The organism is Chryseobacterium jejuense, from assembly GCF_900100075.1.
Taxonomy (GTDB): Bacteria; Bacteroidota; Bacteroidia; order Flavobacteriales; family Weeksellaceae; genus Chryseobacterium; species Chryseobacterium jejuense.
Genome location: NZ_FNEG01000003.1, coordinates 362,312 through 377,196, shown reverse-complemented (window position 1 = coordinate 377,196; position 14,885 = coordinate 362,312). Strand labels below are relative to the sequence as shown.

The 14,885-nt window shown below is 34.8% G+C and carries 15 protein-coding genes and 1 pseudogene; 2 read left to right on the top strand and 14 right to left on the bottom strand.

Features of this window, described 5'->3' with window-relative positions; genetic code table 11:
- Positions 1 to 213: 213 nt before the first annotated feature.
- The 6 genes from BLS98_RS10875 to BLS98_RS10850 all read right to left on the bottom strand — a co-directional run bounded on the left by BLS98_RS10875 (position 214) and on the right by BLS98_RS10850 (position 6,165).
- Positions 214 to 1,704: an MFS transporter gene (locus BLS98_RS10875; RefSeq protein ID WP_089736388.1), complete on the bottom strand. Its 1,491-nt coding sequence runs from the start codon at positions 1,702 to 1,704 to the stop codon at positions 214 to 216.
- A 106-nt stretch (positions 1,705 to 1,810) separates the two neighbouring features.
- Complete coding sequence (locus tag BLS98_RS10870; protein ID WP_089736386.1) at positions 1,811 to 2,989, bottom strand: acetyl-CoA C-acyltransferase; 1,179 nt, start codon at positions 2,987 to 2,989, stop codon at positions 1,811 to 1,813.
- Positions 2,990 to 3,046: 57 nt separating this feature from the next.
- Entirely contained in the window at positions 3,047 to 3,457 is a 411-nt protein-coding gene (locus tag BLS98_RS10865; RefSeq protein WP_089736384.1) for a hypothetical protein, read from the bottom strand.
- A 2-nt stretch (positions 3,458 to 3,459) separates the two neighbouring features.
- Positions 3,460 to 3,864 (bottom strand): hypothetical protein, encoded by a 405-nt coding sequence (locus tag BLS98_RS10860; RefSeq protein ID WP_089736382.1) that lies wholly within the window; start codon positions 3,862 to 3,864, stop codon positions 3,460 to 3,462.
- A gap of 297 nt (positions 3,865 to 4,161) precedes the next feature.
- A complete protein-coding gene (locus BLS98_RS10855) occupies positions 4,162 to 5,544 on the bottom strand; it encodes a nucleoside permease (RefSeq protein WP_089736380.1) in 1,383 nt (460 codons plus the stop codon).
- Between the two features lie 21 nt (positions 5,545 to 5,565).
- Positions 5,566 to 6,165 (bottom strand): bifunctional nuclease family protein, encoded by a 600-nt coding sequence (locus BLS98_RS10850; protein WP_089736378.1) that lies wholly within the window; start codon positions 6,163 to 6,165, stop codon positions 5,566 to 5,568.
- A 284-nt stretch (positions 6,166 to 6,449) separates the two neighbouring features.
- Between BLS98_RS10850 and BLS98_RS10845 the strand changes: the two genes are divergently transcribed.
- On the top strand, positions 6,450 to 7,205 hold the full coding sequence (locus tag BLS98_RS10845; RefSeq protein ID WP_089736376.1) for a hypothetical protein: 756 nt from the start codon (positions 6,450 to 6,452) through the stop codon (positions 7,203 to 7,205).
- A 127-nt stretch (positions 7,206 to 7,332) separates the two neighbouring features.
- Here the strand turns inward: BLS98_RS10845 and BLS98_RS10840 are convergent, their stop codons facing one another.
- The 3 genes from BLS98_RS10840 to BLS98_RS10830 form a co-directional block, all read right to left on the bottom strand.
- Positions 7,333 to 8,280 carry an electron transfer flavoprotein subunit alpha/FixB family protein gene (locus BLS98_RS10840; RefSeq protein ID WP_089736374.1) on the bottom strand — a complete coding sequence of 316 codons (948 nt, stop codon included), beginning with the start codon at positions 8,278 to 8,280 and terminating at the stop codon, positions 7,333 to 7,335.
- A gap of 41 nt (positions 8,281 to 8,321) precedes the next feature.
- The gene (locus BLS98_RS10835) at positions 8,322 to 9,068 is read right to left on the bottom strand and encodes an electron transfer flavoprotein subunit beta/FixA family protein (protein WP_065398045.1); all 747 of its coding nucleotides are present in this window, start codon (positions 9,066 to 9,068) and stop codon (positions 8,322 to 8,324) included.
- A gap of 149 nt (positions 9,069 to 9,217) precedes the next feature.
- Positions 9,218 to 9,925: an SDR family oxidoreductase gene (locus BLS98_RS10830; protein ID WP_089736371.1), complete on the bottom strand. Its 708-nt coding sequence runs from the start codon at positions 9,923 to 9,925 to the stop codon at positions 9,218 to 9,220.
- Positions 9,926 to 9,967: 42 nt separating this feature from the next.
- Between BLS98_RS10830 and BLS98_RS23765 the strand changes: the two are divergent.
- Positions 9,968 to 10,027: pseudogene (locus tag BLS98_RS23765) on the top strand (hypothetical protein); the annotation flags it as partial.
- Here BLS98_RS23765 and BLS98_RS23760 read toward each other — a convergent pair.
- The 5 genes from BLS98_RS23760 to BLS98_RS10805 all read right to left on the bottom strand — a co-directional run bounded on the left by BLS98_RS23760 (position 10,004) and on the right by BLS98_RS10805 (position 14,884).
- Positions 10,004 to 10,234, bottom strand: coding sequence for a T9SS type A sorting domain-containing protein (locus tag BLS98_RS23760; RefSeq protein WP_394331777.1), 231 nt, complete (start codon positions 10,232 to 10,234; stop codon positions 10,004 to 10,006). The pseudogene BLS98_RS23765 and the gene BLS98_RS23760 sit on opposite strands and share 24 nt — an antisense overlap.
- Positions 10,235 to 11,190: 956 nt before the next feature.
- Positions 11,191 to 12,570, bottom strand: a complete 1,380-nt coding sequence (locus BLS98_RS10820) for a dipeptidase (protein WP_089736366.1) — start codon at positions 12,568 to 12,570, stop codon at positions 11,191 to 11,193.
- Between the two features lie 170 nt (positions 12,571 to 12,740).
- The gene (locus BLS98_RS10815) at positions 12,741 to 13,016 is read right to left on the bottom strand and encodes a hypothetical protein (protein WP_089736365.1); all 276 of its coding nucleotides are present in this window, start codon (positions 13,014 to 13,016) and stop codon (positions 12,741 to 12,743) included.
- A gap of 137 nt (positions 13,017 to 13,153) precedes the next feature.
- Positions 13,154 to 14,356 (bottom strand): class I SAM-dependent methyltransferase, encoded by a 1,203-nt coding sequence (locus tag BLS98_RS10810; RefSeq protein WP_089736362.1) that lies wholly within the window; start codon positions 14,354 to 14,356, stop codon positions 13,154 to 13,156.
- A gap of 81 nt (positions 14,357 to 14,437) precedes the next feature.
- On the bottom strand, positions 14,438 to 14,884 hold the full coding sequence (locus BLS98_RS10805; RefSeq protein WP_089736360.1) for a DinB family protein: 447 nt from the start codon (positions 14,882 to 14,884) through the stop codon (positions 14,438 to 14,440).
- Position 14,885 lies beyond the last annotated feature (1 nt).

Here is a 14,885-nt window from a genome sequence, read left to right as displayed (position 1 = left end):
TGCAAAGTTAAAAATTATTCCGCTGAATATAAGCAAAACCCGGACCGAATTATCAGTTTTTTAGTTCTGCTTGATTGTATTACTATATAAAGTTACGAAAAAAGCTCCGGATTAAGAGAAATTCTCTCTTAATTTATTATAATCCCTATTTTCCGTAATGATTAATATTAAGTTAAAAAATAAAAAAGACGTTAAAAATAACGCCTTTTAATTTTATAATGTTTCTCTGTCCTGTCTTATTTTCACCTTCAGGAAGCGGATTAATATCAATCCTGCACCGAAGAATAGTGTCATTGACAAAGCTGCAATTCGCATATTATTAAAGTGCTCAATTAATGTTGCAAAAATAAATGTACCAATAATGATGGCTATCTTTTCCAATACATCATAGAAACTGAAATAAGTAGTGTTTTCCATAGAATTTTCCGGAAGTAACTTAGAATAAGTAGATCTGGACATTGCCTGAAGACCACCCATTACCAATCCTACTACCGCTGCTACGCCATAGAACTGATATTCTACTGTTGGATTTTCCTTGTTTAGGAAATAGGCCCAAATACAAGCAACGATCCATAAGAAAATAGCAATTGAAATTACATTTCTGTTTCCAATTCTTTTTGATAATCTTGAGAAAATCACCGCTCCGATAATAGCTTCAATCTGGATTACTAAAAGTGTTCCGATTAGTTTATCCTGTGCTAAATTGATTTCACTTTTTCCAAATAAAGTAGCCATAAGGAAAATGGTTTGCATTCCTACACTGTAAAAGAAAAAGCTGGATAAAAAGAACTTCAGGTTTCTATCCTTGAAAAGTTCTCCGCCTACTTTATACAATTCATGAAAACTTTCTTTGGCGATATCCTTGTAAAAGCTCATGTTATCTTTTAACACTTCAAAGAATCCACCTTGTTCTTCATGTTTTTTGAAGATGTTTTTATAGTTTAATAATACAAGATCTTTAGGCAGCTTATCTTTAACATCTCCAAATTGAGGAAGATGCTTGAAGGTATATTGAGAAAACCCAAACCACCATGCTCCAGTTAATAAGAAACTTATTCTTGTAAATAATAACTGTTGTGCTGCTCCTTTTGCAAAGACCTGAATTAATATTAAACAAATTACGACAAGCACTACGGAACCGATGTATCCATAAACGTATCCTCTTGCAGAGAGGGCATCCTGCCTATCCCTTGTTGCAATATCAGGAAGGAAAGAGTTGTAAAACACCAAACTTCCCCAGAAGCCGACACTTGCTGTAATACTGAACAAAAGCCCTAGAAATACATTATGCATTCCTGTAAACATCGCTAATCCCATACAGGATGTTGCTCCCAGATAACAGAAAAACTGCAGAAATGATTTCTTATTTCCGATAGTATCTGCCAACGAAGATAAAAACGGAGACAATAATACGACGATAAAGAACGAGATGGTTAATGAATATCCATACACGGCATCCGGCTGATATTCGTTTCCAAAGATTTTGATCGAATGTCTCACTGGGACATCAATCCATTTTTTTGTTTCCGTCACAAATTCTTTTTTCTCATACGCAGTAGTAAGAATAGAGTAATAAATGGGGAAAATGGTGGAAGTAATAACCAGGGAATACACAGAGTTTGCCCAGTCATATACAGCCCAAGCTTTCATAATCTTCGGATTATTCTTTATGTTGTTGGGTTGTCGATTCTCAGTTTCAGACATTTCAAATAAATATTAGTAGCACAAAAATAGAAAAACCATTAAGAAATGGATAAGTTTTTAAAAAAATTATCCATTCCTTAATGGCAATATATTCTAAAACAGAATGTTAGATATTTTCAATCACGATTGCAGAAGCACCTCCACCTCCGTTGCAGATAGCTGCAGCACCGTATTTGGCATTATTTTGTTTCAATACGTTAATTAATGTAACGATGATTCTTGAACCTGAACTTCCTAGTGGATGTCCTAATGCTACCGCTCCACCGTTTACATTTACTTTAGAAGCGTCTAATCCTAAGATTTTGTTATTGGCTAGTCCTACAACCGAGAAAGCTTCATTGAACTCGAAGAAATCGATATCTGAAACCTCTAATCCTGCTTTTTTAAGAGCGATAGGTAAAGCTTTAGCCGGAGCTGTAGTAAAGTTCTCAGGTTCCTGTGCTGCATCAGCATAAGAAACAATCTTTGCTAATGGTGTTAATCCTAATTCTTCCATTTTCTCTTTAGAAACAAGGATTAATGCAGATGCTCCATCATTTAATGTAGAAGCATTAGCAGCTGTTACTGTTCCTTCTTCTTTTTTGAAAACTGTTGGAAGTGTTGTAAGTCTATCAAAATTTACTGCTTTGTACTCTTCATCTTCAGCAAAAATTACAGGCTCTCCTTTTCTCTGAGGAATAGAAACCGATACAATTTCGTCGTTAAATTTTCCTTCGCTCCAAGCTTTTGCTGATCTTTTATAAGATTCTATAGCAAAGTTATCCTGATCTTCTCTTGTAATGTTATAATCAACAGCGCATTTCTCTGCACATACTCCCATATGTACTTTGTTGTATACGTCTGTAAGACCATCCAGCACCATACCATCCAACATTTTGATATCGCCTAGCTTGGTAGCTACTCTTGCATTATAATAGTGAGGAACTAAAGACATATTTTCCATACCTCCGGCAACAATTACTTCTGCATCACCAGCTTTAATTGCCTGTGCTGCCATTGTCACAGCCTTCATTCCTGAAGCACATACTTTATTTACCGTAGTAGAAGGTGTATTGATAGAAAGACCTGCCCCTAAAGCAACCTGACGAGCCGGTGCCTGCCCTTCTCCTGCTTGTAATACATTCCCCATATAAATCTCTTGAACGTTAGCAGGATCTAAACCAATTTTATCTAATGCTCCTTTTACAGCAGCAGCTCCTAATTTAGTAGCCGGAACTGTTGACAAACTTCCCATAAAGCTCCCCATAGGAGTTCTTACTGCGGAAACAATGAATACTTCTTTCATGTATATAATTTTTATTTTAGCTAAAACAAAGCCTAAGCTTCATCTTTATAATTAAATTTATTTTACTTTTACGTATACCACATCAAATTGAGAATCTTCAACCTTCATATTGACCTTCAGAAGATTGTCCTGGGTTGCTACAACTTTATTATTAAAAACATCACCAATCTGTACGGGATCATTTTTATCCGATTTCTCCATCACGATCGATTTATAGTTACAATTATCCACAAAAACCAATGTAGATTTTATAAAATCTTTCCCGTTATTGGAATATTCGATCTGAACATTATCCTTAATCGTCATATACCAGATGGCTTCCGGATAATTTGCTCTCAGAAATTTTCCTTCTTTTATATTGGCACATTGAGTCGGATTATCCGGTTTTTTCTGTTCTGCCTGTTGAGATCTGACCTGTGAGGCCACCAACAATAAAATCCCCGCTGAAAATGCTTTTAAAAGGCTCATAACTATATTTGAGTTCGTTGATTTTCTTTTTTATTATTTCCTGCAAAAACCAGTAGAAAGGCCCCTAGAAATTCTACTACCCAACCCCATTTTAATTTCACAACTCCTGCAAAAGCTTCTCTCCATGATTTAAAAGGTAAAAAGCTAAAGTAATCTAAAGACTGTAATTTAACAGCCACCAGGGTGAATACAAATAAAAGAATAAGCAGGACACCAAAAAACCTTACGATTTTTGCACTGTTATTAACAATTCCAAAGACTGCACATGCAGCAAGAATCCAGCATGCAATAGCCAAATAATGGTCTAATTTCCAATAATTCCAGTTTCCTATAATCGGTACATGTACTAACGGTAGAAAACTCCCTACAACCACTAATAACAATCCTAATAATTGAATATTTTTCATATTTACTAAAGTGCCAAAATACGAAAAAAAACACATTTCCAAATCATCTGTTACCAAACAAGTATTTTCATTCCCTAACAGTCATTAGCCACAATAAAACACTTCTAATATTGAATATTTATCAAAAATATATCAATTATCTTAATGAATCCCAAACTACTAGTTGTCAATATAACAATTTTTGAATCACATTTTACCCTTATCAACAGATTAGCATGATTATGAGATGGTTTAAAATAAAAAAATTGCACTTTCGATAAGAAAGTGCAATTTTATATTGTATTGTTATTAATTGAATTAGTGTTTAACTGAAGAAACGTCTTCAGGATTATGTTTGTGTTTAAACAAAATAGCAAAAAATATAGCCAAAACCAATGAGTAGATAGCAAATGAAAGCCAAATCTGCTGCCAGTCTTTTACCATAACAACAGAAGAAAGCGTCCCGTCTGAGTTTACAACTGCGTTAAAACTATTCTTTAAAATCCCTAGGAATGTAGGGTTATCCGATGTTGTGTCCAAATATGTTGATAATTCTGTAGCGGTAGTAAACTTGTGGGTAAAGAATTTATCAATAGCCCAACCTGCGATATAACTCCCGAAAACAGCTCCAAAGCCATTGGTCATCATCATAAATAATCCTTGAGCAGAAGAACGGATATTCTTATCTGTTGTAGTCTCTACGAAAAGGGACCCTGAAATATTAAAGAAATCAAAGGCCATTCCGTATACAATACATGAAAGGATAATTAATGATAAACCAAAACCGTCCGGCACTCCATAAGCAAAGAAACCAAATCTTAATACCCATGCCAGCATAGACATTAACATTACTTTCTTTATACCGAATTTCTTTAGGAAGAAAGGAATTGCCAGGATAAATAAGGTTTCAGAAACCTGGGAAATCGACATGATGATGGTAGATCTCTTTACTACAAATGAATCAGCATATTTCGGAAAATGAGAAAATTCACTTAAAAATACATCTCCATAAGCATTTGTTAACTGAAGCGCTGCTCCTAAAAGCATTGAAAATAAAAAGAACAAAGCCATTTTATAGTTTCCGAAAAGCTTAAATGCATTTAATCCTAATTGCTCAGATAGTGGAGAGCTTTTATCGATTAGTTTTTGTGGCGGACATTTTGGTAACGTAAGAGCATAAATTCCTAAGAATATAGCTACTGCTCCACCAATATAAAATTGTCCTTCTGTTGCTTTATTTCCACTAAGGTTAGTAATCCACATGGCTACAATAAAACCGATGGTACCCCATACACGGATTGGCGGAAAGTCTTTCACCACATCCATGTTATTATTCTTTAAAATAGTGTAGGAAATTGAATTGGCTAAAGCAATAGTAGGCATATAAAAACACATTGCAACAAGCATCACCGAAAAGAAAGAATTAGGATCTGCAGAGTGTGGCAAAACGAAAAGAATAGCCCCGTAAAGAATGTGTAATACTGAAAAAATACGTTCGGCGTTTACCCAACGGTCAGCAATAATTCCAGTAATGGTTGGCATAAAGATAGAAGCAATTCCCATGGTTCCGAAAACAGCACCAAACTGTGTTCCTTCCCAATGTTTAGTGCCAAACCAGAAGTTCGCCATCGTAATCAGCCATGCTCCCCATACAAAAAACTGGAGAAAACTGAGGATGGTCAGTCGTAATTTTAAATTCATTTTTATATAAAGTATCTCTTTTTAGTCAATTTTCTTTTTCCTCCTCTTGATTTCTTCCTGAATTTCAAGGGCAGTATCATAATCTTCTTCTTTAACGGCATCATCCAGTAATTTCTGAAGTTCTTCCATAGAAAGGGATTTTAAGTTGTCTTCAGCCTGCACTGTTTCTGAAAAGGTCTGCTCTTCTTTTGATACATCTTCCAGCTCCAATAAGATTCCGGCTTCATTCAGAACCTGCTGCGTGGTAAAGATAGGTGCATCGAATCTTACAGCCATAGCAACAGCATCAGAAGTTCTAGCATCAAGGATTAGCTCTTCTTCAGTTCCTTTATTTTTAAAGTTGATATTTGAAAAGAATACCCCATCTACAATCTGGTAAATGATTACAGAAACTAACTCATAATTGGTTGAAACGATAAATTTTGAAAATAAGTCGTGGGTAAGTGGGCGCGGTGGATGGATATCTTTTTCCAATCCAAGAGAGATAGATTGAGCTTCGAAATTTCCTATAACAACAGGTAATTTTATGTGTGTTTCCTCATGCTCCAATAACAATGCATACGCCCCCGATTGGGTTTGGCTGTACGATATTCCGCGAATAATTAGCTGCTTATAATCCATACCTGCAAATATAAATTAATTTTTCGTTGTAGGTTTTACTTTTTATACAAAAATAGGGGTGAAAAAATTCATAAATATCCAAAATATTGATATTCTAAAACATTTCATTCTTTTAAACGAATTTTATGTCACAGCTACTACTCCGTTATTTAAAATTTCATAGCTATATTGCCTGACGGTGGTTTTTATACTTCACAAAACACGATCCATATTTTTATCATTGCATATATTAGTACTGTAAAACCTTTTGCCAGAAGGATATTAATATAATCAGAAAAAACAAAATGAAAAAAAAATCAATTATTTCAGGAGTAATATTATTTTCTGTAGGGATCAACGCTCAAATAGGAATTAACACCGCTACACCTTCCACCACATTGGCAATAGAAGCCAAAGAAGCCACGGGAAATGCCAAAAATGTAGATGGCATTCTGATCCCGAGGGTAGACAGACAAAGAGCTCAAAGCATGACTGACATTCCTTTATCCACTATGGTTTATATTAATAATATATCCACAGGAACACCAACAGGAACTACTGTCAATGTAGATATTTCAGGATTTTATTATTTTAATGGAAGTGTATGGGAAAAACTGTCAACAACAGCAACTACCCCCAACTCATTTGTACCTCACGTTATTGCTGCAGGAAGGGCCACAAATGAATTTATTATATCCGAAAACACCGGCTTTAATAAATTCTCTTTTATCACTACTAGAAATGACGGTAATTGGAACACAACCGATAACACCTATACTATTCCGAGAAAAGGATATTATCAATTATCTTTACAGGGTTTTATAGGTCCTTCTTCAGATTACAATAGCTTCGCCTGGAATATCCGGTACTCGAATACACTTTACGAATATAAAAGCATGTCCAATCGAAAATCCGGGTGGTATAACGGAGGTGGAACCATTATCCTGTATTTTAATGGGGACGAGGTCCTAGAGTTTGGAGGCATCCCATGCTTTAACTGTAATACCGGACATTACGCTGTCAGTGAACGATCTTTTACAATAACCTATTTTGGGGAATAAATAGAGTTAGATTTACCCGCTTTCAAGATAAAGTAATTCAAGTAAATAAAAAAGTCGAAAGATTTCTCTTTCGACTTTAATTGATAACCAGATAGGATTCGGATTATTTATATTTTTAATCAAGGAATTATCCTTTGATTGCTTTGATTTTCTCTGTTAAAGCAGGAATAATCTGGAATGCATCTCCTACTACTCCATAATCAGCAGACTTGAAGAAAGGTGCTTCAGCGTCGTTATTGATTACTACGATAGTTTTTGAAGAGTTAACTCCAGCTAAGTGCTGAATAGCTCCTGAAATTCCTATTGCAATATAAAGGTTTGGTGAAATTGCTTTACCTGTTTGTCCTACGTGTTCTGTGTGAGGTCTCCAACCAATGTCAGAAACAGGCTTAGAACATGCTGTAGCTGCTCCTAAAACATTAGCTAAATCTTCAACCATTCCCCAGTTTTCAGGACCTTTCATTCCTCTACCTGCAGAAACAACTACTTCAGCTTCTTTAAGGTCTAATTTCCCTGAACTTTGTTCGTGAGAAATCACTTTAGTATCATCATTAGCTACAGATAAGTTTTTCACTTCTTCTGAACCTGATACAGCGTTTTCTTTAACACCGAAAGCATTTTGAGAAACTGTAACAATTACTCCGTTTCCTTCTGCTTTTGCATGCATAAATCCTTTTCCTGAGAATGCTCTTCTCTTCACCTGGAAAGGTGAAAGACTTTCAGGAGCCTCTAATGCATTAGTAATTAAAGAATAATTCTTCATGATCGCTAACATAGGAGCTACTGAAGAAGCATCTGTAGTGTGAGGGAAAACTATAATATTTCCGTCAGCTACTTCATTTACAGCCTGTGCAAATGCTTTTGCTGAGAAATTTTTAAGACCTTCGTCTTTGATATTGATCACATTTGATGCTCCATATTTGTATAATAAATCTGAAGAATCAGTAGGGTTTACAGAGATCGCTGTAACGGTATCTCCTGCTTTATCAGCAACTGCTTTAGCGTAAGCAACTGCTTCAAAAGCTGCTTTTTTGTAAACTCCATTTATATTTTCTGCGTATACGAATACTGCCATTTTCTTAAATTTAAAGATTAAAAATTAAAGGATTACAAGAATTAGATCACTTTAGCTTCTTCGTGAAGTAATCTTACCAATTCATCCAGATTGTCCGGAGAAACCATTTTCACAGCTGCTCTTGGTGGAACACTGTCATAAGATACTCCCTGAACTTTAACTTCTGAAGAAGTAGGCTCTACTACTTGTAAAGGCTTTGTTCTTGCAGACATAATCCCTCTCATGTTTGGAATGATAAGGTCTTTTTCATCCACTAATCCTTTCTGACCTGCGATAATTGCTGGTAATTTAACAGAAATAGTTTCTTTTCCACCTTCGATTTCTCTTACTGCAGTAGCTTCGCTTCCATTTACATCTAATCCTACAGATGCGTTTACGAAAGGCTGGTTCAATAACTGAGCGACCATTCCCGGTACAGATCCACCGTTATAATCGATAGATTCTTTTCCACAAAGGATCAAATCATATCCTCCGTTTTGAGCTACAGCTGCAATTTCTTTTGCTGTAGAATAGCTATCCTTTGGATCAAGGTTTACTCTTACTGCATCATTAGCACCAATGGCTAATGCTTTTCTGATTACAGGTTCTGTAGCAGCATCTCCTACATTGATTACTGTTACAGTTGCTCCCTGAGATTCCTGAAGTTTAACCGCTTTTGTCAATGCAAATTCATCTAGTGGATTGATTACCCACTGAATTCCGTTTTTGTCGAAAGCAGATTTATCTGCTGTAAAGTTAATTTTGGAAGTAGTATCCGGAACACTACTAATACAAACTAATATTTTCATGTGTACTATTTTATTTTTTCTCTTTTAGGCATAAAATCATGACACTTTATGCAGAGATTTTGTTTGAATTAATTTTTGCTAATATAAATAAAAAATATATTATGCATGCATAATACTTATTAAATTATTATTCAATACATTAAAAGTATTTATTTGCCTGGTTTTGTTGCTCTAAACTCAATTTTACTAGGCAAAACCCTCGAATTCATCTTTAAAATATCCAATATCAGATTCCCCATATCTTCAGGCTGGATCTTCCAATTGTCTTTTTCTGAAGGTACATTTCCATTAAAATAGGTGGCAACTGATCCCGGCATTATTACGGTAGATTTGATATTATACTTTCTTAAATCAATCATAGCCGCCTGTGTAAATCCTACAACACCGAATTTTGAAGCGTTGTACCCTGTTCCGTTTTCAAAGAAATTAGCTCCCGCCAGGCTTGAAATGGTAATATAATAGCCTTCTGTCTTTTTAAGTTCTTCTACAGAAGCTTTTAAGGTATAAAAAACACCAGTAAGATTGGTTTCTATCATATCATTCCACTCTTCAGCAGTTAGTTCATCTACGGGTTTGAATATCCCTAAACCTGCATTGGCAATTACATAATCCAGTCTCCCGAATTTTTCAATGGTATATTTTACAGCTTCTTCTTCACTCTCAAGGCTTCTTACATCAGAAACAATTCCCAGGACATTATCAGAATACTGTTTAAGATCTTCTTCAGCTTTCATAACATCCTCTCTTTTTCTTCCTGAAAATGCTACTGAAATTCCATTTTCAAGCAAAATTTTTGCAATCCCAAATCCTATCCCTTTGGTTCCTCCTGTTATATATGCGGTTTTATTTTTTGACATATTGTTTTAAAATATTTCTCTAAAATAACAAAAACGCTCCAAATGGAGCGTTTTACTGATACTAAGATTTATCAGGTATTATTTTTTAATAAACTTCTCAGTAGTTTTACCTTTTTTCGTTTCAATGTTAATAATATAGCTTCCTGGATTCAGGTTTTTAACATTTACTTGATTGTCATTCAAATCTGCAGACATTTTTCTTCCACTGATATCATAGATTTCCACTTTGTTTACGTTTTCTTTGGATTTGATATGAAGAAGATCCGTTACAGGATTAGGATATAGAATGAATGTTTTAGCATCCGGCATTGTTTCTTTAACAGACAACATCAATTCATCATTAATTTTAATATTATCAAAATAGGCTGTTCCTAGTCCATTATTGTGAACAAATCGCAGCTGGTCCATAGCAAGAGGGCTTGAAACCGGTTCTGCATAAATTAAAGTATCATTCAAATAATATCTGGTCTCCATTGCCGTGCCTACTATCTTAACTCTATACCATGCATTGGGAGCCCAAACTCCGGAAGTAGAAACCATATTCTGAACATTTGGATCCTTATTTAAAATTTTTATTATCCCTGTTTTATCAAAGTCCACTCTTACTACAGTCTTCTCATTCACATAATCTACACCCTGAAAGCCAAACACAGATTCGTTAAGCTGGGACATATTAATATCAAATGAAACTGAAAAATGGGTACTGGTAAGTGGAGTTCCTAAATTATAAAACCCACCAATAATAGGTTCCGGCTGAATGCCATAAATGGATTCTCTAACAATTTTCAGAGCACTGTTTCCATCGGTCGCCGCATCTGTACTGATCGTCTGATGGGTAACGTTTTCAGGATTGCCACCTGTAGGAGTACTGATCCATGCTCCTTGTCCGTGAATATTTCCGGTCATAAAACCTTCAATATCTTCAAAAGATACCGCCTGTTGGGCAATGCAAAACACCCCCAATAAAGCGCAAGCGATTGAGTAGATTTTTTTCATAGTTTTCAAGTTTGGAATAAAAATATAAACTTTCCTTGAATAGTGAAATAACTATCTACAAATAAAAAATAAAGCTTTTGTTTTCAGAGGGTTTATCTTTTTATAGGCTGTATTTTATTATTATTCTAATTAAACTCAAAATATATTTTTTTTCATAAAAACTCTTTTCAAGGAATTATTCATTCTTTTAGTTTTTACCATAGGTTAAAAAAAACCAGGCGCTTATAAGAAGCGCCTGGTTATAAATTATATATGGTTGTATTCAATATTTATTTTGAATAATTTTCAAAAAATAATGGAATACTTTCAATTCCTTTGTAGAAATTAAATAATCCATAGTGCTCGTTTGGAGAGTGGATCGCATCAGAATCCAACCCAAAGCCCATCAATACTGACTTAGCTCCTAAAACCTTCTCGAACATAGCTGTAATTGGAATACTTCCACCACTTCTGTATGGTAATACTTCTTTCCCAAATGCTGTTTCCATAGCCTTTTTAGCCGCTAAGAATTCTTTGGTATCACTTTGTAATACATAAGGCATTCCTCCGTGGTGAGGCGTTACTTTTACTTTTACAGTATCCGGAGCAATTTTTTCGAAATATTTCGTGAATTTCTCTGTAATTTCTTCAGGAGTCTGGTAAGGAACCAAACGCATTGAAATTTTAGCGAAAGCTTTGGAAGGAATTACTGTTTTAGCCCCTTCTCCTGTATATCCACCCCAGATACCATTACAGTCTAAAGTAGGACGAATAGAAGCTCTTTCTAAAGTTGTATATCCTTTTTCTCCTTCAATATTGCTCAATCCGATAGATTTTTTGAATTCTTCAGGATTATCCTTTAGTTTATTCATTTCTGTTCTGTCGGCATCAGATACAATCTCCACATTATCATAGAAACCGTCAATAGTGATATGCCCATTTTCATCAATAAGATTAGCAATCATTCTAGACAATACATGAATCGGGTTTGGAACCGCTCCACCATAAAGTCCTGAGTGAAGGTCTCTGTTCGGTCCTTCCACTTCTACTTCTACATAGCTTAATCCTCTTAGTCCTGTTGTAACAGTTGGTTGTTCATTGCTATAGATATGTGTATCTGAAATCAGAATAGAGTCACAAGATAGTTTTTCTTTGTTTTCATTCACAAAGTCTCCTAAACTTACAGATCCTACTTCTTCTTCTCCTTCCAGAATAAATTTAACGTTGCAAGGAAGTGTATTGGTTCTCATCATTGCTTCAAACGCTTTCAGGTGCATAAAGAACTGTCCTTTATCATCTGCAGCTCCTCTTGCAAAGATAGCTCCGTCCGGGTGAAGTTCCGTTTTCTCGATATAAGGCTCGAAAGGTGGCTTTCTCCATAATTCCAATGGATCTGCAGGCTGTACGTCGTAGTGTCCGTAAACCAATACCGTTGGAAGGTTTGTATCTATAATTTTTTCTCCGAAAACGATAGGGTAACCTTTAGTTTCACATATTTCAACATTGTCAGCTCCTGCATTCTTAAGGTGTTCTGCACATACATCCGCACACTTCAATACATCATCTTTATATGCCGGATCTGCAGAAATAGAAGGGATTCTCAATAACTCAAATAATTCATCCACGAAACGCTGTTTGTTTTCGTTGATGTAATTTAATGTCTCTTGCATTGTAAAATTTTATTTTGTTAAAATTAAAAAAAATGCACCGCTGGACCAAGTAAAAACACAGGATTTTCTAAAGAAAAATATTATTTCCTGATGATTGCCCTGTTAGTGATTTTTAAAAATAAAAAATGCCCTGTCAAAAAACAGGGCATTTTTATATTGTATACTAATAATTAGTGTTCAGCTTTTGGAGCCTCTTCCTTTTTTTCAGCAGGCTTTGCAGCAGCAGTACTATCTGTTTTAGGAGCTGCAACTTCTGGTTTAGCTGCTTCTTCCTTATGTTCAGCAGCAGCCCCATGTGTAGCATGAGCTTCTCCACCCTGAGCATCATCAGAATATCTATCTACTCCTTCTTCAAGTTTCAAAGTACCTTTATTTCCACCCTGCGGTACTTTTTTACAGCTTACAGCTACCGTTGCAATCGCTAAACATATAACTAATTTTTTCATATGTAAAATTTATTTTTTAAATGTCATATGGAACCGCACTATTTTAGTTTATTCTATTAAGCTAAACAGCGAGCGATTTCATGCTCTAATTTTTGATTGCCCAAAATTAAGAAATCCTGTTTCTTTTGGCAACATTTTTATACTGATTTTAAAATAATTTTCCCTTTTTTGGACTGTGTAAAAATAAGGTAGGCATTTCCACCATCTTTTAATCCATATTTCTTTTTGATCTCCTCAGGTTTTAGAGGATAGTTTTTTGAAATAATATTGTATTGCTCCTTCTTTTTAATCTTTTTAGAATCAATAACTTCCATTTCGAAAATTCTTCCAGGGAATTCGGTAATCTTTTCAGAAGAAGTATATAAGTGAGTATTGGGATGTAATTTTTTAACCCCGAATTTTTCAGAAACTAAATTAAAAGTTCCAGCCTTTAAAATGGAATTATTGGGAATGTAAATGAATTTTTCAGGTTCAGAGTACTCCGATTGAGCATTTTCTTCATCCCCAAATGTGAAACTAAAGTCAGATTCTCCACTTTCAAGGTTCACACAGTTGCAAAAAATTCCTTTCTTCTTTTCTCCAGATACAAAGGCTACCACTTCTTTTACATCATTTTTAAGCGCAATAATATCAAGTCTGAAAATATTGGGTACAACTGAAACAAGATATTTCAGGTCAATTAATGGTGAAAGCTTAATAATCACCTGACTTGATATTGACATCAATTTTTCCTGGATTTCAAGGATGTTCGGGGAAAGATCCTCCAAAAGAAAAACCTTGTTTTTATTCTGATCTCTTCGGGCTGGGTCAAGATAAATGCTATCAAAGTTTTCCTGATTTTCATTTAAAAAATCTTCTAATTTCTGATTGATAAATCTTGCTTTCTTCTCTAGAACATTCCAATTGTGCTCAACAATCTCTAAAAGCTCTATATTTTGCTCTATTAAAGTAATATCTTCAAAATTTTGAGATAGATAATAAGCATCAATTCCAAAACCGCTGGTTAGATCAATAAACTTTTTACCTTTTAAAATCTGAGATTTATAAAGAGCCGTCTTTTCAGATGATGATTGCTCCATATTGAGCTGTGGTGGAAAAATAACTCCATCCTTCAATAGGAAAGGAAACTTTTTCTCTGCTACCTGTTTTCCTTTAATTTGTTGTACAATTTCCTGCATAGAAACTTCAGGAAACGGAGATTTTTTTAATAGTAATGAGTGCAGATCTGCCTTTAGATTTGCGTTGATATAGTCTTGAACTTCTTTGTTTAATAGTTTGTTTCCCACAGATTTGTTCCAGATTGTAAATAATAATATGAATACTTCGATTCCGCTTAGCATGGCATCTCTAATACTAATTGTTTTATTCTTACAATTAATTTGTAATAATGTCATGCTGAATGGAATCGAAGCATCATTATATTAAGGGTTTCTCTTATAAAAAATATAGTCAGTCAATACAGGGGTTATCCCATTCTGTTTGAGCAAAGAATTGATTTGCCCTCTGTGATAGGTAGAGTGATTCACTGCATGAAAAAGCATTTCAAAAATACTGTTCTCAAATTTCGTTCCTCTTGAATTCTGATATTCTATTCTCTTTTCGAGATCAAGATTGGTGATAATATCAATGCTTTTAAGAAAATTCCCATGATTGATTTCTATCAGGGATTCAAAAGGGTTGATTTGCCACACTTCAAAGGTGGTCTCTCCCAGTATCCGGGCATTCCAGATTTGTTGTGCATTAAGCGTGTGATTAATGAGATTGATTGTTTTATCATCTACAAGTTCTCTGTTTTCAGAGATCACTTTAATCATCTCAACATTGAAATGATAGGTGTATTCAAATAAATCAATCAGTTTTTCTTTCATT

Coding starts and splice junctions, on each gene's coding strand:
- BLS98_RS10865 (WP_089736384.1), bottom strand. CDS start 3,457: ATGAGCCTTTTAAAAGCATTTTCAGCGGGGATTTTATTGTTGGTGGCC.
- BLS98_RS10855 (WP_089736380.1), bottom strand. CDS start 5,544: ATGAATTTAAAATTACGACTGACCATCCTCAGTTTTCTCCAGTTTTTT.
- BLS98_RS10875 (WP_089736388.1), bottom strand. CDS start 1,704: ATGTCTGAAACTGAGAATCGACAACCCAACAACATAAAGAATAATCCG.
- BLS98_RS10860 (WP_089736382.1), bottom strand. CDS start 3,864: ATGAAAAATATTCAATTATTAGGATTGTTATTAGTGGTTGTAGGGAGT.
- BLS98_RS10840 (WP_089736374.1), bottom strand. CDS start 8,280: ATGGCAGTATTCGTATACGCAGAAAATATAAATGGAGTTTACAAAAAA.
- BLS98_RS23760 (WP_394331777.1), bottom strand. CDS start 10,234: ATGCCGGATGCTAAAACATTCATTCTATATCCTAATCCTGTAACGGAT.
- BLS98_RS10810 (WP_089736362.1), bottom strand. CDS start 14,356: ATGCTAAGCGGAATCGAAGTATTCATATTATTATTTACAATCTGGAAC.
- BLS98_RS10845 (WP_089736376.1), top strand. CDS start 6,450: ATGAAAAAAAAATCAATTATTTCAGGAGTAATATTATTTTCTGTAGGG.
- BLS98_RS10805 (WP_089736360.1), bottom strand. CDS start 14,884: ATGAAAGAAAAACTGATTGATTTATTTGAATACACCTATCATTTCAAT.
- BLS98_RS10830 (WP_089736371.1), bottom strand. CDS start 9,925: ATGTCAAAAAATAAAACCGCATATATAACAGGAGGAACCAAAGGGATA.
- BLS98_RS10870 (WP_089736386.1), bottom strand. CDS start 2,989: ATGAAAGAAGTATTCATTGTTTCCGCAGTAAGAACTCCTATGGGGAGC.
- BLS98_RS10820 (WP_089736366.1), bottom strand. CDS start 12,570: ATGCAAGAGACATTAAATTACATCAACGAAAACAAACAGCGTTTCGTG.
- BLS98_RS10835 (WP_065398045.1), bottom strand. CDS start 9,068: ATGAAAATATTAGTTTGTATTAGTAGTGTTCCGGATACTACTTCCAAA.
- BLS98_RS10850 (WP_089736378.1), bottom strand. CDS start 6,165: ATGGATTATAAGCAGCTAATTATTCGCGGAATATCGTACAGCCAAACC.
- BLS98_RS10815 (WP_089736365.1), bottom strand. CDS start 13,016: ATGAAAAAATTAGTTATATGTTTAGCGATTGCAACGGTAGCTGTAAGC.